Here is a 21,117-nt window from a genome sequence, read left to right as displayed (position 1 = left end):
CCGAAGTGACCGACACGCAGCCCGCCTCACGCGAGGGCGCCATCTCCTACGAACCCGAGATCGGCGACGGCAACGCCGACCCGGGCGAGGTCGTCTGGGGCTGGGTGCCGTACGAGGACGACGAGACCCAGGGCAAGGACCGACCGGTCCTGGTGATCGGCCAGCGGGCCGGCGTACTCCTCTGCCTGATTTTGACCAGCAAGGACCACGACCGTGACGAGGCGCAGGAAGCCCGGCACGGTCGCCACTGGATGGATGTCGGCACCGGCGGCTGGGACCGCCAGGGCCGGCCCTCCGAGGTCCGCCTGGACCGGCTGATCCGGATGGATCCGGCCGACGTACGCCGTGAGGGTGATGTGCTGACCAAGGTGATCTTCGACGATGTGATCAAGGCCGCACGGGATCACCTCGCCTGAGGCCGTCCTGAGGCGTTCTTCTCAGGAAGTGTCCAGGTACGTATCGTAAAGTGAATCGCTGGTAAACCGGGTCTGTGGTTCCATCACAGACCCGGTCCTGGTGTTGAGATGGAGGAAATGGTGCGGCGCAAGCGGCTGGCAACGGCACTTCTGGTGACGGTTCTCTCGGCCTCCCTCGCGGCATGCGGTGGTGAGCCGGCCGCGAAGCCTTCGCCGAGCCCGACGACGACGAAGGCCCCTGCGAAGGTGAAGCTCGTCTTCGGGGTCTCCGGTCACAAGACGCTGGTCGACACCTACAAGCAGCTGGCTGCCGAATACACCCAGGACGTTCCCAACGTCACCGTCGAGGTGAAGTCCTGGCCGACCGCGGATCAGCTCACCGCGGCGATCGACAGCGGCGAGAAGGTCGATGTCGTGCTGACACCGCGCGCCGACGTCGTGAAGTTCGCCGAGGACAAGTCGATCCAGCCGGTGGACACCCTGCTCGAGGCCCGCAACGTCGACTTCGGTGACAAGTACTCCCGCGAGGCGATGGAGGACTTCTCCGTCGACCGCCGCCTCGAGTGCATGCCCTACTCCGTCTCGCCGCAGGTCGTCTACGTCAACACCGGGCTGATCGACTTCGAGGCCATGAAGAAGGAGGGTCTGCCCACGCCCAGCGTCCGGGCCGATGGCTCCCTGCGTGGCTGGACCCTCGAGCAGTTCGGTTCGGCCATGACCTACGCCGCCGAGCACAACAAGGGCGTCCGGGGCACCTACGTCGAGCAGAACCTCTCCGCGTTGATGCCCTGGCTCGCGGGCGCCGGTGCCACCCTCTTCGACGACCCGCTGGCCCCGACGACCACCGCGCTGGGGGACTCGGCCGGTGCGTACGAGGAGCTGGTCGGGGCGCTCAACCAGCCCAACGTGCTGGCCACCTCGAAGGACCTCGGCGGGCGCACCCCGTTCCAGGCCTTCAAGCAGGGCCGCCTGGTCGCGCTGGTCGGGGACCGGTCGCTGGTCTCCGACCTTCGGGCGACCGAGGGGATGGAGTGGGACGTGATGCCGATGCCTGGTGGCAACGGCACCACCGGCGACTACGCCGGGCTGTGCATGGGCGCGGAGACCGTCGACCCCGACGCCGCCGCCGACTTCCTCAGCTACCTCATCTCGACCGAGTCGGTCGTCAAGATGGTCCGCACCGGCCACTTCGTGCCGGTGAACTCCGAGGTCGGCTACGCCCCGGTCTTCACCCAGCCGGAGCGCAACCCCAAGAACGCCCGGATCTTCACCGACACCGTGCGCGACATGCAGGTCCTCCCGGAGGCCACCCAGCTCGCTCAGCTGCAGAAGGTGGCAGCCCCCGCCGTACGAGGCGCCTTGGCTGCTGCCGAGACAGACCAGATCGAGGACTTCGCGGCGCAGATCGACGAGCTCTCCAAGACCGTCTTCCCGCAGCCGACGCCCGCCGCCTCGCCCTCGCCCTCCACCTCGCCCGCGCCGAGCTCGTAACCCTCCCGCGCCGAGACGTCACTCACGTCGGCCGAGACGTCACGTAGGTCGGCCGAAACGTCACCCGGTGACGCTTCGGCCGACGCGAGTGACGCTTCGGCCGACGCGAGTGACGTCTCGGCCTCGCTCAGTTCGTCTCGGCGTGGAGCACGGCGTCGGTGAGCAGCGGGGCGGTGAGAGCGATCTGCCATCCGCGGGCGCCGAAGCCGGAGAGGATCTCGATGACGCCGTCGAGGAGGGCGCCGGGGTCGCGGGACTTCGGGGGCGCCCACATGGCGCGGCGTAGGAAGTCGGGGGTGAGCAGGTTCTCGGCCGGAAGGTTGCGGGCCTCGGCGAGGGCGTTCACGGACTCACGCGCCAACGTGAGACGGCGCGCGGCAACGGGATCCTTGTCCGCCCACGCGCGCGGCGGGGGAGGACCCTCGGAGCGCGGCGACCGCACCGGGAGCTCGTCCTCCTCCATCGTGACCGCGCGGTTGAGTGCCTTCACCCAGGAGGTCACGTAGCGCTCGGCGCCACGGCCGTGGAAGCCCTTCAGCCCGAGCAGCGCGGCCTTGTCCTGCGGGAGGTCCTGCGCGGCGGCGACGATCGCGGCGTCGGGGATGATCCGGCTCGGGGTCACGTCGCGCTGCTGAGCGATCCGGTCGCGCTCGGTCCACAGCTCGCGCACCGCGGCGAGACCGCGGCGGCCGCGGACCCGGTGCATGCCAGAGGTGCGCCGCCAGGCGTCGGTACGCACCGGCGCCTCGAAGCCGCGCAGCCAGTCGAACTCCTGGCGAGCCCAGGTGTCTTTCCCTGCGGCGACGAGCTCCGCGGCCAGCGCGTCGCGCAGCTCGACCAGCACCTCGACGTCGAGCGCGGCGTACTCCAGCCAGGCTTCCGGTAGCGGCCGGGTCGACCAGTCGGCCGCAGAGTGCTCCTTGAGCATGGTGAAGCCGAGCACCGTCTCGACCAGGGTGCCGAGCCCGACGCGCGGATAGCCCAGCAGGCGTCCGGCGAGCTCGGTGTCGAACAGGGCCGAAGGATGCAGGCCGAGGTCGCTGAGGCAGGGGAGGTCCTGGGTGGCGGCGTGCAGGATCCACTCGGTGCCCTCGAGCGCATCGATCAGCGGCTGCATCGTGGTCAGCCCGATCGGGTCGATCAACCAGATCCCGGAGCCTTCGCGGCGCAGCTGGATCAGGTAGGCGCGGTTCGAGTAGCGGTAACCGGAGGCGCGCTCGGCGTCGATCCCCACCGGACCGGTGCCCGCTGCGATGGCCGCGGCAGCCTTGGCCAGACCTTCGTCGGTGTCGGTGACCGGAGGCAGGCCGTCGCGCAGGGTCAGCAGCGGTGCCGGGGCGGATTCCTCTTGCGTCTCCGCCGCGTCTTCTTGGTCTGTCTCTGGCTCCTCGATCACGCCGCCACCTCCGTTGCGCACGCGCAAGGATACGGACGCGGCGGCGCGCTGATCCCTTGGGTCTCTCGCTGAGGCTTGATCACGCGCCTCGCTGCCCGCGTCGGCTCGGCATGACGGTGACACCCTCCGGCACCGGAGGTAGGCCCGCGGCCGTGCAGAGCAGCTCGCCCCAGGCCTCGGTGTGCGGCCGTAGGTCTAGGTCGCCCGAGGCCGGTCCTACCGGCGTCCAGGAGGCGCGGATCTCGATCTGGGCGGTGCCGTCCTCGTCGGCCATCCCGCCGTAGGACTCGGTGGCGACCCGGGTCACGGTGCCTGCGGCGGCGACGTGCTCTGCACCGTGACCGGACAGGGCGTCGAGGAGCCAGGACCAGCCGACCTCGCCCAGCAGCGGGTCGCTGATGTGCTCGACATCGATGTCAGCGCGGGCGTACGCCACCAGCCGGAACGTCCCGGGAAGGCCGCCCACCGTGCCCCAGGCATCGTTGCCGTCGGGATCGTGCAGCAGGATCAGCCGCCCGGTCGCCACGTCCACGTCGCCGACGGTCACATCGGCCGACAACGCCGCGGCGTGCGGAGCGATCCGCTGGGGCGCCGGCATCTCCTCGGCCAGCACCTCGGGCCGGAAGGTCGCGGCGCGCAGGCCTTCCGCGGCAGACCGGAACGCGGCCGGGGCGCTCTCCGGTCCCGCGGTGGGACGCGACTCTCCACGGACGACCATGTGAACAGCGTATGTCTTCTCCGCGATTCGCGATGTGCGTACACGCCGCGCCGGGTGGGACCATTGCTGTGTGGTTGAGATCAGCACCTCCGACGCGCTCGCATCCTCTCCGTTCCTGCAGGCGCTGGCAGGGCGGAAGCCGAGTCGTACGCCGGTGTGGTTCATGCGTCAGGCCGGCCGCTCGCTGCCCGAGTACCTGAAGGTCCGCGAGGGCATCGGGATGCTCGAGTCCTGCCAGAACGCGGAGCTGATCACCGAGATCACCCTCCAGCCCGTACGTCGCTACGGGGTCGACGCGGCCATCTTCTTCTCCGACATCGTGCTGCCGCTGAAGGCTGTCGGGGTCGACCTCGACATCAAGCCCGGTGTCGGCCCGGTGATCGCCAACCCGGTGCGCACGCTGGCCGACGTGGAGGCGATCCCGGATCTGACGCCGGAGCATGTCCCCTACATCGCTGAGGCCGTCCAGAACCTCACCGGTGAGCTGGCCGGCATCAACGGCGGCACCCCGCTGATCGGCTTCGCCGGCGCCCCGTTCACGGTGGCTTCCTACCTGGTCGAGGGCGGCCCCTCGAAGGAGTACGCCAAGACCAAGGCGCTCATGTTCGGTGCTCCCGACGTGTGGGACGCCCTGATGCGCAAGATCGCCGGCATCTCCGGCGCGTTCCTGGAGGTCCAGGTCCGCGCGGGTGCCTCTGCGGTGCAGCTCTTCGACTCCTGGGCCGGTGCCTGCACGCCCGCCGACTACGAGCGCCACGTGCTGCCCTACTCCGCGGAGGTGTTGACCCGGATCGGCGAGCTCGGCGTCCCGCGGATCCACTTCGGCGTCAACTCCGCCATGCTCCTTCCGCTGATGGGCAGCGCCGGTGCCGAGGTCGTCGGTGTCGACTGGCGTACGCCGCTGGACTGGGCGATCACCCAGCTCGGCGACGACTTCGGAGTCCAGGGCAACCTCGACCCCGCCCTCGTCTTCGCGCCCACCGAGGTGATGCTCGAGCAGGCCGGGAGGATCATCGAGACCGGGCGGCGCGCCAAGGGCCACATCTTCAACCTCGGCCACGGCGTCATCCCGACCACCGACCCCGACCAGCTCGCCCGGCTCACCGAGTTCGTGCAGAGCTACGAGCCGGCCGAGGGCTGAGTCCGAGAGGGCTGAGTCCGAGACGGCTGAGCGCGGGCGGCGGTCTCGGCCAGCAGGTCGAGGAGGCTGCGCGCCCCCGAGGTCGTACGTGCGTTGTGCCGTCGCACCGCGACCATCGTGACGCGCGAGCGATCTCCGGCGAGGGGACGTACGGTGATGTGCCCGCCGGTCTCACGCGGGTCGCCGACGACGCTGTAGTCGGGGAGCAGGGTGAGCCCGAGGCCCTCGCCGACCATCATCTTGCCCATCTCGGCGCCATCGGTGGCGTGCCAGTGGTGGGGGAGGTCGCGGCCGAAGACCCGGTGGGCGAAGCGATACATCAGGTAGCCCGAGCGCATGCCGACGAACGGTTCCCCGCGGAGCTCGTCGACGGTGATCTCGTCGCGGGACGCGAACGGGTGGCCAGCGGGCAGCACGACGATCGGCTGTCCATGGAGAAGCACGGTGCCCTCGACCGTCGGCGGCAGGTCGTCGCCGTCGAGCAGGTTGACCAGGCCGATGTCGATCGTGCCCTCGGCCAGGGCGAGGTAGATGTCCTCCTGCACCATCGTGCGCACCTCGACGCTCGTGCGCGGATGCTCGTCCGCGAATCTCCGCAGCGTCGGTAGCAGCACGGTCGAGGTGCCGGCGTGGACCGTGCCGACCCGTACCGAGCTGACCCCGGCGTTCTGGTCGCCGGCGGCCAGGCGGAGGCGGTCGACGGCCTCCAGTACGTCGGCCATCGAGTGCAGCAGCTCCTGCCCCTCGCGGCTGATCCGCGCCCCGGCGCGGCGCCGGTCGAGCAGGGTCACGCCGAGCTCGCGCTCGAGCTTGGTGATCGCCTCGCTCAGGGCGGGCTGGGAGATGTGGAGCTGCTCGCTGGCGCGGCGCAGCGAGCCGTACTGGGTCACGGCCGCGATGTACTCCAGCTGCTCGATCCTCACGCTGTCCTCTCGTCGGTCGGTGATCGGTCATCCCGAGCGGGTGATCGGTGATCGCTGGCGTCCAGCCCGCTTCACATCACTCATTCTCCAGTAACTTAGTCGACTAAAGACGGAAACATCCACGACGCAAGACATGAGAGGGCGCGATGACAACCGAAGCTGTACGCAACGCCGCGGAGTTCGGCGCGGCACCCACGACCCCGGAGGGCTGGGTCGACCGTGCCCGCGAGGTGGCCACCAGGCTCTCCGTGGACGCGGTCGCCCGCGACCGGGCCAACCAGGTCCCGACGTATGAGGTGAACCTGCTCAAGGAGGCCGGCCTGGTCACTCTGCTCGGCCCTGCCGAGCACGGCGGCGCCGGCCAGGACTGGACGACCGCGCTGCGTGTGATCCGGGCGGTCGCCGCGGGCGACGGCTCGATCGGGCAGCTGCTCGGCTATCACTACCTGTGGGCCTGGGCGGCGCGGTTGGTCGGCACCCCGGAGCAGATCGCCGCCGTCGAGCAGCTCTACACCGAGAACAACTTCTTCTTCGGCGGCGCGGTCAACCCGCGCGACGACGACCTGGTGATCAGGGTCGAGGGTGACGAGCTCGTCTTCACCGGCCGCAAGTCGTTCTCGACCGGCGGTCGGATCTCCGACCTGACCGTGCTCGAAGGTGTCATCGAGGGCACCGAGAAGCATGTCTTCGCGATCGTCCCGACCCAGCAGGAGGCCATCGTCTTCGCCGGCGACTGGGACAACCTCGGCCAGCGGCTCACCGAGTCCGGCGCCGTCGAGATCAACGGCGTGCGGGTCCCCTGGGAGTCCGCGGCCGGCTACGTGAAGCAGGAGGACGGGACGTACGAGTTCCTCCCGCGGGTCTACAACACCCTCAACGTGCCGATCATCCAGCTCGTCTTCACCAACTTCTACCTCGGCATCGCGGAGGGTGCGCTGACTACTGCCGCGACCTACACCCGCGACACGACCCGCGCCTGGCCCTACGCCGGAGACGTCAAGGAGACGGGGAGCGAGGAGTTCTACATCCAGGAGGCGTACGGCGACCTGACCTCGAAGCTGTGGGCGGCCCAGGCGCTGGCCGAACGGGCGGCCGGCCTGATCGAGGCCATCAACTCCCATGCTGACGAGGTCACCGAGCAGGAGCGTGGTGAGGCGGCCGTCGTGATCGCCGCGGCCAAGCAGGTCGCGATAGACGTCGGCCTCGAGATCGGCACCAAGGTCTACGACCTCACCGGCGCCCGGGCGACGTCCAACAAGGTTGGCCTGGACATCTTCTGGCGCAACATCCGCACCCACTCGCTGCACGACCCGGTGGCGCACAAGCGGGCCGAGGTGGGTCGCTACGCGCTGCTCGGGGAGATCCCCGCGCCGACTTGGTACACGTGAGCCGGCCTTCGGTGATCTGTAGGGCCTCGCGCCCCGGCGCCGCCTGATAGGCGGCGCCTATCACGGGATCTGGGCCACTGATCAGCACGGCCGGTGGTCCGCATCGGAAGACCCGGTCCCCGTCACCTGTTTAATCAGATAAGTTTAGTAGACATTAGCGACCCAAGGAGACCAGCATGACTTCACCGGCAACCGAGCCCCTGAAGTTCGCCTACTGGGTGCCCAACGTCAGCGGCGGCCTGGTGGTGAGCAAGATCGAGCAGCGCACCGACTGGAGCTACGACTACAACAAGAAGCTCGCGCAGCTGGCCGAGAACAACGGCTTCGAGTACGCCCTGTCCCAGGTGCGCTACATGGCCTCCTACGGTGCGGCCTACCAGCACGAGTCCACCTCGTTCTCCCTCGCGCTGCTGCTGGCCACCGAGCGGCTCAAGGTGATCGCCGCCGTCCACCCGGGGCTCTGGCAGCCCGGCGTACTCGCCAAGTTCTTGGCCACCGCCGACCACATCTCCGGCGGTCGTGCCGCGGTGAATGTCGTCTCCGGCTGGTTCAAGAACGAGTTCACCCAGCTCGGCGAGCCGTGGCTCGAGCACGGCGAGCGCTACCGCCGCTCGGAGGAGTTCATCCGCTACCTGCGCGAGATCTGGACGAGCGACGCCGCCGAGCTCAACGGCGACTTCTACCGGCTGCACGACTTCGACCTGAAGCCGAAGCCGCTGGCCAGCGAGGGCCGGCCGCACCCGGAGATCTTCCAGGGCGGCAACTCCTCCGACGCCAAGGCGATGGCCGGCCGCGTCTCGGACTGGTACTTCGCCAACGGCAACACCCCCGAGGGCCTGGCCGCGCAGATCAAGGACGTCAACGCGGTCGCCGGACCGCTGGGACGCCGGGTCCGGTTCGGGATCAACGGCTTCATCGTCGCCCGTGATACCGAGAAGGAGGCGAAGGACACCCTGCGCGAGATCATCGACAAGGCCGACCGGGAGGCCGTCGAGGGCTTCGGCTCCGCGGTCAAGCAGGCCGGCCAGTCGACCGGCGACAAGACCGGGATGTGGCAGGACTCCAGCTTCGAGGACCTGGTGCAGTACAACGACGGCTTCCGGACCGGACTGATCGGCACGCCTGAGCAGGTCGCCGAACGGATCGTCGAGCTCAAGAGGGCCGGCGCCGACCTGATTCTCGGCGGCTTCCTGCACTACCTCGAGGACGTGGAGTACTTCGGTCAGCGCGTCCTTCCGATCGTGCGCGAGCTCGAGGCGCAGCAGCTGGAGTCCGTGGCTTGAGCACCACCGAGATCGCCCGACTCGATGCCGAGACCGCACCGCTGGTGGCGCGGAGGCTGGCCGACGAGCTCGCCCTCGGCGACGGCGGACGCGATCGGGTCCGGGCGCTGCCCCACGACCAGATCAAGGCGTACGCCGCCGCCGGGCTCGGCGCGCTGACCGTGCCCCTCGAGTTCGGCGGTCCCGAGCTCCCGGCCACGACCGTGGCAGAGGTGTTCCGGCTGGTCTCCTGGGGCGATCCCAACGTCGGCCAGGTGCCGCACAGCCACTTCGTCTTCCTGAACCAGCTCCGGCTGAACGGCACGCGGGAACAGCAGCAGCGGATCTACAGCGAGGTCCGCGCCGGGGCGCTGGTCGCCAACGCGCAGTCGGAGTTCGGGACCAAGCACGTGCGGGACATCCGCACCACCCTCACGCCGGCTCGGGAGCCGGGGGAGTGGCGGCTGAACGGCGAGAAGTTCTACTGCACCGGCTCGCTCTTCGCCGACTACCTCGCGGTGCTGACCCATCTGGACGTCGACGGACCGCTGCACGTGGCCTGGGTCCGTGCCGGCACCGACGGGGTCGAGATCATCGACGACTGGGACGCCGTCGGGCAGCGTACGACCGGGTCCGGGACCGTGCGCCTCACCGACGTCGTCGTCCCGGAGGAGTGGGTGACGCCGTTCGCGGTCACCTTCGAGGTACCGACGACCTACGGCGCTTTCGCGCAGCTGCTGCACGCGGCCATCGACGCGGGGATCGCCCGGCGGGCGCTGGACGAGGCCGCCGAGTTCGTTCGCACGAAGTCCCGTCCACATCCCGACGCGATCACGATCGCCGGCGCCGAGACGGCGGCACGGGACCCGCTGGTCGTGCACGCCTTCGGCGAGATGGAGCTGGCCGTACGCGGCGCCGAGGCGCTCCTCGTCGAGGCCGCGCGACGCGTGGACGAGGCCGACGCGGACCTCACCGAGGAATCGGCCGCGCGGGCGAGCTTGGCCGTGGCGGCCGCACGCGCGTCGACGGCGAAGGTGTCGGTCGACGTCTCCAGCCGGCTGCTCGAGGTCTCTGGCACCCGCGCGGCGCTGACGTCGACCAACCTCGACCGCCACTGGCGCAACGCCCGCACCCACACCCTCCACGACCCGGCCGCCTGGAAGGTCCAGCACCTCGGCCGGTGGGCCGTCGACGGCACCCCGCCGCCACGGCACGGACAGATCTGACATCCCCCATCCCCACGTGAAAGGCAGCGACGAAGATGCTCAAGTTCCACTGGTTCCTCCCGACCAACGGCGGCGACGGGCGCCACGTGATCGGCGGTGGTCACGGCGTCAGCCCGCTGGCCTCGGGCCGTCCGGCGACGGTGCCGTACCTCGGCCAGATCGCTCGCAGCGCCGAGCAGCTCGGCTTCGAGGCGGCGCTGACGCCGACCGGGGCATGGTGCGAGGACGCCTGGGTGACGACCGCGATGCTCAGCTCCCTCTCGGAGCGGCTGAAGTTCCTGGTCGCCTTCCGACCCGACTCGGTCTCGCCCTACCTGGCCGCACAGATGGCGGGCACCTTCCAGAACCTGTCCGGGCAGCGGCTGCTCCTCAACGTCGTCACCGGAGGTGAGGACCACGAGCAGCGGATGTACGGCGACTTCCTGGCCAAGGACGAGCGGTACGAGCGGTGCGGGGAGTTCCTGCACATCGTCCGCCGGCTGTGGGCGGGGGAGACGGTGACCTTCTCCGGGGCGCATCTCTCGGTGGAGAACGCCCGGCTCGAGCAGCGGCCGACGCCGGTCCCGGACGTCTACTTCGGCGGCTCCTCGCCTGCCGCGCTGGAGGTCGCCGCCGACTACGCCGACGTCTACCTGACCTGGGGCGAGCCGCCGGCCGCGGTTGCGGAGAAGATCGCCAAGGTGCAGAAGCTGGCCGCTGACCGCGGCCGCGAGCTCCGCTTCGGGATCCGGCTGCACTCGATCGCCCGCGAGACCTCGTCGGACGCGTGGGCTGAGGCCGCCCGGCTGCTGGCGAACATCTCCGACGAGGACATCGAGCGGGTCCAGGCGGGCCTCTCCCGCAGCGCCTCCGAAGGTCAGCGGCGGATGCTCGAGCTCAACCAGGGCTCGCGCGACGGGCTCGAGATCCACCCCAACCTGTGGGCCGGGATCGGACTGGTCCGTGGTGGCGCCGGGACCGCGCTCGTCGGCTCCTACACCGAGATCGCCGACCTGATCGAGGCCTACCACGCCGTCGGGATCTCCGAGTTCGTGCTCTCCGGCTACCCGCACCTGGAGGAGTCCTACTGGTTCGGCGAAGGCGTCCTGCCCGAGCTCGCCCGGCGCGGCCTGTGGTCCCACCCCGCCCCGGTCGCCGGTCGAGGGGCGGCGGTGCCGTTCGGCGCCGCGGCCCAGTGAGGAGGATCCCGATGTCTGCGGCTACGGCGAACCCGAGGCGGGTCGCGCTCGCGGCCTCGGTCGGCGCGACCATCGAGTGGTACGACTTCTTCCTCTACGGCACCGCCGCCGGCCTCGTCTTCGACAAGCTCTACTTCAACGGGCTCAGCGGCACCGCCGCGACCTTCGCCTCCTTCGGCACCTTCGCTGTCGGGTTCCTGGCCCGCCCCGTCGGTGGCCTGATCTTCGGGCACTTCGGCGACCGGATCGGTCGCAAGACCATGCTGATCTGGACGCTCGTGATCATGGGCGTGGGTACGTCGCTGGTCGGGCTGCTCCCGACGTACGACTCCATCGGGGTGCTCGCCCCGATCGCGCTCGTGGTGCTGCGGATCGCGCAGGGGATCGGGGTCGGCGGTGAGTACGGCGGCGCGGTGCTGCTGGCCACTGAGTACGCCCCGGCCGGGCGTCGCGGACTCTACGGAAGCTTCGCGCACATCGGTGTCCCGGGCGGGCTGGTGCTCGCCTCCGGGGCGTTCGCGTTGGCCTCGCAGCTGCCCGACGCGGCGTTCCTCGCGTGGGGGTGGCGGGTCTGCTTCCTGATCTCGATCGTGCTGCTCGCCATCGGCGCCTGGATCCGGCTCTCGATCATGGAGACGCCGTCGTTTCAAGAGGTGCAGGCGGAGAAGAAGGTCTCCAAGCTGCCGGTCGGCGAGCTCTTCCGGCGTCAGCCGCGCACGTTGCTGCTCGGCATGGGGACCCGGTTCGTGGAGGGGTTCACCTACAACCTCTACTCGGTCTTCCTGCTCTCCTACGCGGTGGCGGACGCGGGTCTGAGCCGGTCGGTGGTGCTCAACGCGATCATGGCCGGCGCACTGCTGGGTGTGGTCATGACCGTCGTCTCCGGAGCGCTGAGCGACCGGTTCGGCCGGCGGCCGGTCTACACCGTGGGGGCCGTGCTCGGGCTGGTGATCGCCTTCCCGGTCGCGGCCGCGGTGCAGTCCGGTGCGGTGGTGCCGTCGGTGGCAGCCTTCGTCGGTGGGCTGGGCCTGGTCTACGGCACCGTCTACGGACCGCTGGCGGCGTTCTGGAGCGAGCTGTTCGACACCCGCTACCGGTTCTCCGCGCTCAACGCGCTCTACCAGATCTCCGGAGTGGTGGCGTCCGGGCTGACGCCGCTGATCGCGGCCGGCCTGGTGGCGCTCTCCGACGACCGCACACTGTGGTGGGTAGCCGGCTACAACGTCGTGGTCGCCGTGATCAGTCTGACCTGCATGTGGCTGCTGCCGGAGACCCGTGGCGAGAGGCTGCGGGACACGGCGGTGGACGAGGCGCGGGCAGTGCCCGCGAGAGAGGTGGTGGCGTGATGACCATTCCGCTGCGTACGAACCAGGATCTCGACCCGGCCGCGCTGCGGCAGGCCTTCGGGGTCTTCCCCAGCGGGGTGGTGGCGGTCGCCGCCGTCGTCGACGGGCGCCCCGTCGGTCTGGCCGCGTCCTCGTTCACCTCGGTGTCCCTGGACCCGCCCCTGGTCTCCTTCTCCGTGGCCCGGACCTCGAAGACGTGGCCCGACCTGCGGCGCTCCTCGCACCTGGGGGTCACCGTTCTCGCCGAGCACCACGGCGAGGTCTGCCGTCAGCTCGCCGGCCCCGTCGACTCCCGCTTCGACGGACTCGTCGTCAGCGCGTCCTCCGACGGGGCGCTGACGCTCGACGAGGGTCTGGCGCAGTTCGACTGCACCGTCTATCGCGAGGTCGAGGCCGGCGACCACATCGTCGTACTCCTCCGGCTCCACGCCGCCGACCACGGCGCCGGCCAGCCCCTCGTCTTCCACCGCTCCAACTTCGGCCGTCTCGCCGGCTGACCCACCCCCGCCGAGACGTCACGTAGGTCGGCCGAGACGTCACGTACGTCGGCCGAGACGTCACGTGCGTCGGCCGAGATGGCAATCCGGTGCCATCTCGGCCGACGCGAGTGACGTCTCGGCGGTGGTTAGGGTTCGGGTGTGGAAACCATCGGTGCCGTCCTCATTGCCGCCCTGCTCCTGATCTACGCGATCGATTCGTCGCAGAAGAGGACCAGGACGGAGATCGGGCGCCGGCTCGACAGACTCGAGGACAAGGTCGGTCTGCTGCTGAAGCAGGCCGGGCTGGAGGAGCCGCCGGCGCCGCGCCAGGACGAGGTCGTCGCACTGGTGCGTGCGGGCAAGAAGATCGAGGCGATCAAGCTCTACCGGGAGGCGACCGGTGCCGGGCTGCTCGAAGCCAAGGAAGCGGTCGAGCGGCTCACCTGATCCCGGCGATCAGCGGGATGCGAGAATTCTCCTGTGCGTGTCATCGTCGTCGGAGCAGGGATCGCCGGGCTGACCGCGGCCCGCGATCTGTCCCTGAAGGGCCACCGGGTCACGGTGCTGGAGGCATCCGACCGGGTCGGCGGAAAGATCCGCGGCGAGTCCGTGGCCGGGCAGGTGGTCGACGTCGGTGCCGAGGCGATGCTCAACCGCCGGCCCGAAGGGGTCTCGCTCGCGCAGGAGCTCGGGCTCGAAGTGGTGCACCCCACGGATGCGAAGTCGTCGATCTGGTCGCGCGGCGAGCTGCGGCCGATCCCGCGCTCGATCATGGGCGTGCCTCTCGACCTGGCCGCACTGGAGGCGTCCGGGGTTCTCTCCGAGGAGACCCTGGAGGTCGTACGCCGCGAACCCACGCTCCCACCCGCCAAGACCGACGAGGACATCTCGGTCGGTGACTTCATCGCCTCGCGCTTCGGGGACGAGACGGCCGATCGGCTGGCAGACCCGTTGCTGGCGGGGGTCTACGCCGGTCACGCCCGCGCGATCTCGGTGAAGGCGGCGGCCCCGCAGCTGTTCATGCTGGCCGAGAAGGGATCGTTGCTCGAGGCCGCAGCCGCGCTCCCGAGCTCGAACGTCCCGGTGTTCGCCGGGATCGACGGCGGGATGTCCGGGTTGCCCGCGACCCTCGCCGAGGGGCTGGACGTCCGGTTCAACGTGAAGGTCGACACGGTCACGCGCACGCTGCAGGGTTTTTTGATCGAGATCGGCAACGAGGTCGAAGCGGCCGACGCCGTCGTGGTTGCGACTCCCGCGCCGGTCGCTGCGAAGCTGCTCCGCTCGACCGCGCCATCGGTCGCCCGCGAGCTGTCCGGGATCGAGACCGCGAGCGTCGCCGTGGTGACCTTCGCCTTCCCCGACCTCCCCGCGGAGCTCGCCGGGAAGTCAGGTTTCCTGGTCCCGCCGGTCGAGGAGTGCGCGATCAAGGCCTCCACCTTCTCCTTCGCCAAGTGGGCGTGGGTGGGGGAGCGCGGCAACTACCTGCGTACCTCCATCGGGCGCCACGGCGAGCCGCCCTCGGACGACGACGACCGTCTTGTCGCCGACTCGCTCGGAGCCCTCGAGCAGATCGCGGGTATCACCGCGAAGCCGACGGACGTGCACATCCAGCGCTGGACCGACGCGCTGCCGCAGTATCCGGTCGGCCACCTCGACCGCGTCGCCCGCATCCGTCAAGGACTCCGCGGCGTACCCGGTCTGGCCCTCGCCGGGGCCTCCTACGACGGCGTCGGGATTCCCGCCACGATCGGCTCGGCTCATCGCGCCGCGGCCGAGCTCGCCTGACCGCTGGTCGACACCGGCTCGCTAGCGCTCGCCGGGCTCGACCAGCGTCGTGCGCAGGAACTCGATGATCCCGTCGAGTGCCTCGCGCGCCGCCGGCGCGACCCCGGGCAGCGCCATGAACCCGTGGAACGCGGTGTCGTAGTCGACGAGGGAGACCGGCGTCCCGGCAGCACGGAGGGCATCCGCATACCGGGTGCCGTGGTCGCGGATCGGGTCGTGCAGCGCCGTGAGGATGTGGGCCGGCGGCAGGTCGGCGTGCGAGGAGGCACGCAGCGGCGAGGCCTGCCACGACTCGTCCCCGTAGCGCTCGCCCATGTAGAGGTGGCCGAACGTGCTCATCTGCGTCGAGGTGAGCACCGGCCCGTTGGCGTTGGCCGCCTCGGAGGGGAACTTCTCGTACATCTCCACCGCCGGGTAGATCAGCACCTGCGCACCGATGGCGGGCCCGCCCGCGTCACGCGCCAGCAGCGAGACCACGGCCGCCAGGTTGCCGCCGGCGCTGTCGCCCATCACGGCGATGCGTGAGGGGTCTCCGCCCAGGTCAGCGGCATTCTTCGCGACCCATTCCAGAGCCGACCAGGCATCCTCGACCGCGGCCGGGAACGGATGCTCCGGCGCCAGCCGGTAGGACGGCGCGACCACGATCGCGCCCGTCTCCGCCGCCACGTTCGACGAGACCCAGGCGCTCTGCTCGGGAGTCCCGAGACACCAGCCACCGCCGTGGAAGTTGATGATGACCGGCGCACCCTCGCCGACGCCCCGGGGCGTGTAGATCGCGAAGCGGCGCCCGTCGACGTACGTCTCCTTGACCTCGACGTCCGCGGGACGACCGAAGAGGAACGCGGTGACCGGCCCGGTCCGGAACCCCTCGCGCTGGGCGCGGAGGGCGATCATCTCCTCGGCGTTCAGCGGTGCCTTGACCAAGCGCTCCTGGAGGAAGGCGAAAATTCGGGTACGCAGCGGCAGCATGCCCACACCATAGAGGCCAGCCGATAGAGCCCGGCGGGGATCGGCGACCGGGGGTAGCGCAAAATAGGGACATGACCGATCCGCAGGCCGACATCAAGTCCAACGCAGCCAAGATCAACGAGCTCAACGAGACCATCCGCTACACGATGTGGTCGGTCTTCTCCCTCGAAGAGACCCTCGGTGACGCCGACCGCAAGGCCGAGGCCGTCGAGGTCGAGGAGCTCTTCGCAGCCTTCGCCGGCGAGGACATCGTGGTGCGTGGCACCTACGACGTCGCGGGCCTGCGTGCCGACGCCGACGTGATGTTCTGGCTGCACGCTGCCTCCTCCGACAAGCTGCAGTCGGCCTACCACCGCCTGCGCCGCACCGCCTTCGGTGGCCGGCTGGTGCCGATCTGGTCGCAGATGGCGCTGCACCGCCCCGCCGAGTTCAACCGGAGCCACCTGCCGGCGTTCCTCGCCGACGAGCGCACCCACGACTACGTCGCGGTCTACCCGTTCATCCGCTCCTACGAGTGGTATCTGCTCGACGACAAGGAGCGCCGCCGCCTCCTCGCGGAGCACGGCCAGATGGCCCGCGACTACCCGGACGTGCGCGCCAACACCGTGCCGTCCTTCGCGCTCGGCGACTACGAGTGGATGCTGGCCTTCGAGGCCGACGACCTCTCCCGCATCGTCGACCTGATGCGTCACCTGCGCGGCTCCGAGACCCGCCGTCACGTACGCGAAGAGGTGCCCTTCTACACCGGCGCCCGCGTCGAGATCGGCGACCTCCTGGAGCGCCTTCCCTGACGAATGCCTGACCGGTCGGAACATCTCGGAAATTCCCTGTCCGGCCTCGTGAGTCTCCACTAACCTCATCTGTCGCGGTGGCTCCTGCTCGGGTTCGTGTGCCGATCCCGTCATGGGCTCATGACATGTCCGCATGACGACGGGGAGGGCTGAGACGTGGGGATGACCATCCCTGGGGAGTTGGATTTCGTACTCGACCTGCTCGGGTACGAGTGGCCGAACGTCAACGAGGACGCGGTCCGCGATGCCGCACAGCTGCTGCGAGGTCTGGAGTCAGACCTTCGCGGCACGCTCGACGAGCTGGAGATCCGAGTCAACGAGCTCGGCGACGGGGCCACGGCACAGTCGGTGAATGCGCTGATCAGGGCGTGGACCGATAACCGGACGGCCAACATGGACGGGTTGCTCGACGCACTGCCCGGGGTCGCAACGGGGATCGATGTCGCCGCTGATGCGATCGTTGCGCTGAAGATGAAGGTCATTGCCGAACTGACGATCACGGCGGCACAGATCGCTGCAGCCGCCGCGACCGCTGTGGTCACGGGAGGCCTCAGCGTAGTCGGCAACGCAGCGATCATCGCCGCTCGGAAGAAGGCGCTCGATATCGCCACCGACATCGCGATGGAAGGGGTGATGGGTGAGGTCGCAAGCATGGTGACCGAGCCGCTGACAGGAACGATCACCGAACTCGCCATGTCGATCGCCGAGGCTCCGATCGTGACCGACGGCGAGGCGACCGCGGCGACCAAGCTCAGCTACGACCTGATGGAGCAGATCGCCACGGCGCTCAGCGACTGTGGCGCCGACCAGTACGACCTTTGCGCCACGTTCGCAGCCGAGGTGTCCGCCCTGCCCTTCTTCGAATCCTAGGAGAACTTCGATGGCCAGAAAGATGGATGACGTCGTCGAGGAACTCCGGGAGGTGGCGACCAAGACTCTCCGCGACGTCGGACAGTCCCTGAAGAAGAACGCTGACGACGTCGCCGACGGGATTCGGAAGCACGCGGATGCTCGTCGTGACCTGGACAGCGACATGGCAAGGTCCGGGTCTGACCGGACCGGCAGTCGCACGGATGGCCTGCCCTCCAATGCGGACAGCACGGCCCGCGAGGGCGACCGGACACCGACCGGTTGTGGTGACCCGGTGGATGTCGCCACCGGCGCGGTCTTCCTGCAGGAGAACGACCTCACCCTCCCCGGTGACCTCCCGCTGGTCCTCAGCCGCAAGCACTCAAGCGACTGGACCTACGGGCACTGGTTCGGCCCGTCGTGGTCTTCGACGTTCGACGAGCGCGTCGACGTACACACCGATCTGGTCGGTCGGCGCTCGGTGGTCGTGATTGCGGCGGACACGATGGCGCATGTCTTCCGCAATCTCGAGGTCGGCAAGGAGAGCCGGCCGGTCGCGGGTGGCACCACCCGGATGCGGGTCACCGAGGACGGTGACTATCACCTGCTGGACACGGCGACCGGCGAGACCCGCCACTACGGCACGGTCATGGACGGGACGGCCTGGCTGACATCGATCACGAACGCCTCGGGCGACTCGGTCCGGTTCACCCGTGACGAGCGCGGCATCCCGTCGGAGGTCATACACAGTGCCGGATATCGCGTGGGTGTGGCCACGTCGGGCCAGCGGGTCACCGGCCTGACCGTCACCCGTGCCGACGGCAGCGACGCGGTCGACGTCATGGGCTACCGCTACGACGCCAACGGCGATCTGGTCGGCGTCGTCAACGGCTCCGGCGAGGAGTTGGAGTTCGCCTACGACCAGCACCGCCTGGCCCGCTGGATCGACCGCAACGGCACTTCCTACGACTACGTCTACGACGCGCAGGGCCGTTGTGTCAGCCAGGGCGGCTCCGACGGCGTCATGCGCAACACCTTCGAGTACGGAGAGGCCAACGCGAGCGGTCTGCGCGAGACGCGGGTCACCGACTCCCGCGAGCTCACCACGATCTTCAAGATCAACTCCCGCTTCCAGGTCGTCGCCACGATCGACCCGCTCGGAGGCGCGACCAGCTCGGAGTGGAGCGAGCAGAACCAACTACTCGCACGCACCGACCCACTCGGCCGCCGCACGACCTTCGACTACGACGAGGCCGGCAACCTCACCGAGGTCACCCGCCCGGACGGCAGCCAGACCACGATGGAGTGGGCCGATACCCCCGCCGGGCCCCGCATGGTCCGCCAGGTGCTGCCCGACGGGTCGGTGACGACATTGAGCTACGACGACGCCGGGCGCCGCACGGCGGTCACGGACGCCAGCGGTGTCACCACCGCGTTCGGCTACGGGGACGATGGCCACCTGGCCTCGGTCACCGACCCTCTTGGTCGGGTCCGCACCATCGAGACCGACACCGCCGGTCTCCCACGTCGGGTCGTCGAGCCCGACGGTCGTTCGGCAGGGTTCGAGCGTGACCACCTCGGACGGGTCGTCGCCAGCACCGATGCCCTGGGCGCGCGCACGACCTACTCCTGGACCGTCGACGGTCAGCTCGCGTCTCGGCGTCTTCCGGATGGTTCGACCGAGTCGTGGACGTACGACGGCGAGGGCAACCCGGTCTCCTACACCGACCCTGCCGGTCGCACCACCATGACGAGGTTCACCCACTTCGACATGCCCGCCGAGGTGATGGCGCCCGACGGCGCGACCACGCGCTACACCTACGACCCCGAGCTGCGTCTCACCAGCGTCACCAATCCCCAAGGTGCGACCTGGCGCTACGACTACGACGATGCCGGCCGCCTCGCGACCGAGACCGACTACAACGGCCGCACCCTGACCTACGCCTACGACATCGCCGGCCAGATGATCGAGCAGACCAACGGCGCGGGTCAGCGATTGACCTTCGGTTACGACGCTCTCGGCAATCTGGTCACGGAGCAGGCCGGCGACGAGACCACGACGATGGCGTACGACCCGGTCGGCCGCCTCCTGCGGGCGACGTCTCCCGGCGTCGACCTGGTCATCGAGCGAGGCCCGCTCGGTCGGGTGCACGCTGAGTCGGTCAACGGTCGCAGCGTGGTGAAGGAGCACGACTCGTTGGGCCGCCCGACGCGGCGTACGACACCGGAGGGTGTCGAGACGACGTGGGACTACGGCGCGGGCGTCGCGCCGGAGCGGATGACCGTCGCCGGCCAGGAGATCGCTTTCGAGCACGACCTGTCCGGCCGCGAGACCCGGCGCACCACCGGCGACCTCGTCCTGGAGCAGACCTGGGACCTCATCGGCCAGCCCCTGACTCAGCGAGTCCAGCGCCAGGCTGGTTCCGTGCCGCTGGTCGTGCTCCAGGAGCGCACCTTCGCCTACGAGTCGGCGGGTCGTCTGATCGGCGTCGAAGACCGGCTCACCGGTGCCCGAAGGTTCGAGCTCGATCTTGCAGACCAGATCACCTCGGTCGCGCTTGACGGCTCGGTGACGGAGTCCTACTCCTACGACCCGCTCGGCAACATCACTCGCGCTGCCGCCAACGGTGGCGACGCGGAACGTCGGGAGTACGACGGCAACCTCCTCGCTCGTGCCGGCCGCAGCCGCTTCGCGTACGACGCTCAGGGACGCCTCGTCCGTCACACCCGAACTCGCCTCTCCGCCAAGCCCGACACGTGGCTCTACGAGTGGGACGCCAAGGACCGACTCGCGGCCGTACGAACCCCGGACGGCACCCGTTGGACCTACGTCTACGACGCGCTCGGTCGCCGAATCGCGAAGCGACGCCACGACGGGGCCGGTGTCATCGTCGAGCAGACGGTGTTCGCCTGGGATGGGCTCACGATGGTCGAGCAGACCTCGGCTGACGGGAGCATCACTTCCTGGGCCCACGACGGGCAGCGGGCCCTTGCTCAGGTCGAGCTGACTGCGGAGCAGACAGACGCGCGGTTCTTTGCGATCGTCACCGATCTCGTGGGTGCGCCGGCGGAGATGCTGACCGCTGACGCCGAGCTCGTCTGGCATGCCCGCCGCACCATCTGGGGAGCCCCAGGCGACGACACGACGACGCCGACACCGCTGCGGTTCGCCGGCCAGTACGCCGACGCCGAGACTGGCCTGTACTACAACAACCAGCGCTACTACGACCCGGCGACGGGCCGCTACCTGAGCCAGGATCCTCTCGGTCTTCTCCCGGCCCCCAACCCGAACACCTATGTCCACAACCCGATGATGTGGGCTGACCCGCTCGGCCTGGCGCCTAGCGCCTGCAAACAGAACGCTCTGGAGTTGCGCGGCAACCTGATCGCCGATGGACGACCGCCTCAGCCCGGCGAGGCCGCTGCGCACATCGTCCCCTCCACCGCATCGAACGGCCATTGGGCGCCGGGCGCGCGGGCGCGGCAGATGCTGCACTACTACGGCGTCGACATCAATGGCGCGGCGAACGGTCTGCCCCTGGGACACCCGTCGCCGCACAACTACACGCACCGCGGCAACTTCCTCACGAGGGTCGAGCAGAGCCTTCTCCAGATCGAGTCGGCTGGTATCCGTCGAGGAGCGAGCGTGGATCAGATCGGCACCGCTATGGAGAACCAGCTGCGGGTCATCGGTCGGGCAGTGTCCACCGAGCTCGCCGGTGGCTCGCCGGCTCCCGGCTCGGTGTGGACGGGATAGGT

General features: G+C 69.5%; 18 protein-coding genes. 14 read left to right on the top strand and 4 right to left on the bottom strand.

Annotated features, from left to right (window positions below; all coding sequences use genetic code 11):
* Positions 1 to 5 precede the first annotated feature (5 nt).
* Together IEY84_RS08540 and IEY84_RS08535 are read left to right on the top strand one after the other, a co-directional pair.
* Complete coding sequence (locus tag IEY84_RS08540; RefSeq protein ID WP_183544282.1) at positions 6 to 416, top strand: type II toxin-antitoxin system PemK/MazF family toxin; 411 nt, start codon at positions 6 to 8, stop codon at positions 414 to 416.
* A 108-nt stretch (positions 417 to 524) separates the two neighbouring features.
* On the top strand, positions 525 to 1,907 hold the full coding sequence (locus IEY84_RS08535) for an extracellular solute-binding protein (protein WP_183544280.1): 1,383 nt from the start codon (positions 525 to 527) through the stop codon (positions 1,905 to 1,907).
* 127 nt (positions 1,908 to 2,034) lie between these two features.
* Here the strand turns inward: IEY84_RS08535 and IEY84_RS08530 are convergent, their stop codons facing one another.
* Positions 2,035 to 3,300: an HRDC domain-containing protein gene (locus IEY84_RS08530; protein ID WP_183544515.1), complete on the bottom strand. Its 1,266-nt coding sequence runs from the start codon at positions 3,298 to 3,300 to the stop codon at positions 2,035 to 2,037.
* An 82-nt stretch (positions 3,301 to 3,382) separates the two neighbouring features.
* Positions 3,383 to 4,021 carry a DUF3000 domain-containing protein gene (locus tag IEY84_RS08525; RefSeq protein ID WP_183544278.1) on the bottom strand — a complete coding sequence of 213 codons (639 nt, stop codon included), beginning with the start codon at positions 4,019 to 4,021 and terminating at the stop codon, positions 3,383 to 3,385.
* A gap of 70 nt (positions 4,022 to 4,091) precedes the next feature.
* Between IEY84_RS08525 and hemE the strand changes: the two genes are divergently transcribed.
* Positions 4,092 to 5,162 (top strand): uroporphyrinogen decarboxylase, encoded by a 1,071-nt coding sequence (gene hemE, locus IEY84_RS08520; RefSeq protein ID WP_373292287.1) that lies wholly within the window; start codon positions 4,092 to 4,094, stop codon positions 5,160 to 5,162.
* Here the strand turns inward: hemE and IEY84_RS08515 are convergent.
* Positions 5,141 to 6,085, bottom strand: coding sequence for a LysR family transcriptional regulator (locus tag IEY84_RS08515; RefSeq protein ID WP_183544276.1), 945 nt, complete (start codon positions 6,083 to 6,085; stop codon positions 5,141 to 5,143). The two genes, hemE and IEY84_RS08515, sit on opposite strands and share 22 nt — an antisense overlap.
* A 146-nt stretch (positions 6,086 to 6,231) precedes the next feature.
* Between IEY84_RS08515 and IEY84_RS08510 the strand changes: the two genes are divergently transcribed.
* The 8 genes from IEY84_RS08510 (at position 6,232) to hemG (ending at position 14,749) form a co-directional block, all read left to right on the top strand.
* On the top strand, positions 6,232 to 7,473 hold the full coding sequence (locus IEY84_RS08510) for an acyl-CoA dehydrogenase family protein (RefSeq protein WP_183544274.1): 1,242 nt from the start codon (positions 6,232 to 6,234) through the stop codon (positions 7,471 to 7,473).
* A 176-nt stretch (positions 7,474 to 7,649) separates the two neighbouring features.
* A complete protein-coding gene (sfnG, locus tag IEY84_RS08505; protein WP_183544272.1) occupies positions 7,650 to 8,756 on the top strand; it encodes a dimethylsulfone monooxygenase SfnG in 1,107 nt (368 codons plus the stop codon).
* On the top strand, positions 8,753 to 9,961 hold the full coding sequence (locus IEY84_RS08500) for an SfnB family sulfur acquisition oxidoreductase (RefSeq protein WP_183544270.1): 1,209 nt from the start codon (positions 8,753 to 8,755) through the stop codon (positions 9,959 to 9,961). The genes sfnG and IEY84_RS08500 overlap by 4 nt, the downstream gene beginning before the upstream one ends.
* A 35-nt stretch (positions 9,962 to 9,996) precedes the next feature.
* Positions 9,997 to 11,139: an LLM class flavin-dependent oxidoreductase gene (locus tag IEY84_RS08495; RefSeq protein WP_183544268.1), complete on the top strand. Its 1,143-nt coding sequence runs from the start codon at positions 9,997 to 9,999 to the stop codon at positions 11,137 to 11,139.
* Between the two features lie 11 nt (positions 11,140 to 11,150).
* Positions 11,151 to 12,485: an MFS transporter gene (locus IEY84_RS08490; RefSeq protein ID WP_183544266.1), complete on the top strand. Its 1,335-nt coding sequence runs from the start codon at positions 11,151 to 11,153 to the stop codon at positions 12,483 to 12,485.
* Positions 12,485 to 12,982, top strand: a complete 498-nt coding sequence (locus IEY84_RS08485; protein ID WP_183544264.1) for a flavin reductase family protein — start codon at positions 12,485 to 12,487, stop codon at positions 12,980 to 12,982. The genes IEY84_RS08490 and IEY84_RS08485 overlap by 1 nt, the downstream gene beginning before the upstream one ends.
* 141 nt (positions 12,983 to 13,123) lie before the next feature.
* Entirely contained in the window at positions 13,124 to 13,411 is a 288-nt protein-coding gene (locus IEY84_RS08480) for a ribosomal protein L7/L12 (protein WP_183544262.1), read from the top strand.
* Between the two features lie 33 nt (positions 13,412 to 13,444).
* Positions 13,445 to 14,749, top strand: coding sequence for a protoporphyrinogen oxidase (hemG, locus tag IEY84_RS08475; protein ID WP_183544259.1), 1,305 nt, complete (start codon positions 13,445 to 13,447; stop codon positions 14,747 to 14,749).
* A 21-nt stretch (positions 14,750 to 14,770) separates the two neighbouring features.
* On the opposite strand, the gene IEY84_RS08470 is transcribed toward hemG, so the two are convergent.
* Positions 14,771 to 15,718: an alpha/beta hydrolase gene (locus tag IEY84_RS08470; RefSeq protein WP_183544257.1), complete on the bottom strand. Its 948-nt coding sequence runs from the start codon at positions 15,716 to 15,718 to the stop codon at positions 14,771 to 14,773.
* A 71-nt stretch (positions 15,719 to 15,789) separates the two neighbouring features.
* Between IEY84_RS08470 and hemQ the strand changes: the two genes are divergently transcribed.
* From hemQ to IEY84_RS08455, 3 genes are all read left to right on the top strand, one after another.
* Positions 15,790 to 16,509, top strand: a complete 720-nt coding sequence (gene hemQ / locus IEY84_RS08465; RefSeq protein ID WP_183544255.1) for a hydrogen peroxide-dependent heme synthase — start codon at positions 15,790 to 15,792, stop codon at positions 16,507 to 16,509.
* Positions 16,510 to 16,671: 162 nt separating this feature from the next.
* Positions 16,672 to 17,379: a WXG100-like domain-containing protein gene (locus IEY84_RS08460; RefSeq protein ID WP_183544253.1), complete on the top strand. Its 708-nt coding sequence runs from the start codon at positions 16,672 to 16,674 to the stop codon at positions 17,377 to 17,379.
* Positions 17,380 to 17,389: 10 nt separating this feature from the next.
* Positions 17,390 to 21,115: an RHS repeat-associated core domain-containing protein gene (locus IEY84_RS08455; protein WP_183544250.1), complete on the top strand. Its 3,726-nt coding sequence runs from the start codon at positions 17,390 to 17,392 to the stop codon at positions 21,113 to 21,115.
* Positions 21,116 to 21,117: the final 2 nt, after the last annotated feature.

Origin of the sequence: Nocardioides albus, from assembly GCF_014648255.1 — a bacterium.
GTDB lineage: Bacteria > Actinomycetota > Actinomycetes > Propionibacteriales > Nocardioidaceae > Nocardioides > Nocardioides albus.
This window is presented reverse-complemented; position numbering and strand designations above follow the sequence as displayed.

Bases quoted from the DNA above. Each gene is read 5' to 3' on its own strand.
- IEY84_RS08510 (WP_183544274.1), top strand. From the start codon at position 6,232: ATGACAACCGAAGCTGTACGCAACGCCGCGGAGTTCGGCGCGGCACCC.
- IEY84_RS08490 (WP_183544266.1), top strand. From the start codon at position 11,151: ATGTCTGCGGCTACGGCGAACCCGAGGCGGGTCGCGCTCGCGGCCTCG.
- IEY84_RS08495 (WP_183544268.1), top strand. From the start codon at position 9,997: ATGCTCAAGTTCCACTGGTTCCTCCCGACCAACGGCGGCGACGGGCGC.
- IEY84_RS08470 (WP_183544257.1), bottom strand. From the start codon at position 15,718: ATGCTGCCGCTGCGTACCCGAATTTTCGCCTTCCTCCAGGAGCGCTTG.
- sfnG (WP_183544272.1), top strand. From the start codon at position 7,650: ATGACTTCACCGGCAACCGAGCCCCTGAAGTTCGCCTACTGGGTGCCC.
- hemQ (WP_183544255.1), top strand. From the start codon at position 15,790: ATGACCGATCCGCAGGCCGACATCAAGTCCAACGCAGCCAAGATCAAC.
- IEY84_RS08525 (WP_183544278.1), bottom strand. From the start codon at position 4,021: ATGGTCGTCCGTGGAGAGTCGCGTCCCACCGCGGGACCGGAGAGCGCC.
- IEY84_RS08535 (WP_183544280.1), top strand. From the start codon at position 525: ATGGAGGAAATGGTGCGGCGCAAGCGGCTGGCAACGGCACTTCTGGTG.
- IEY84_RS08455 (WP_183544250.1), top strand. From the start codon at position 17,390: ATGGCCAGAAAGATGGATGACGTCGTCGAGGAACTCCGGGAGGTGGCG.
- IEY84_RS08485 (WP_183544264.1), top strand. From the start codon at position 12,485: ATGACCATTCCGCTGCGTACGAACCAGGATCTCGACCCGGCCGCGCTG.
- IEY84_RS08460 (WP_183544253.1), top strand. From the start codon at position 16,672: ATGACCATCCCTGGGGAGTTGGATTTCGTACTCGACCTGCTCGGGTAC.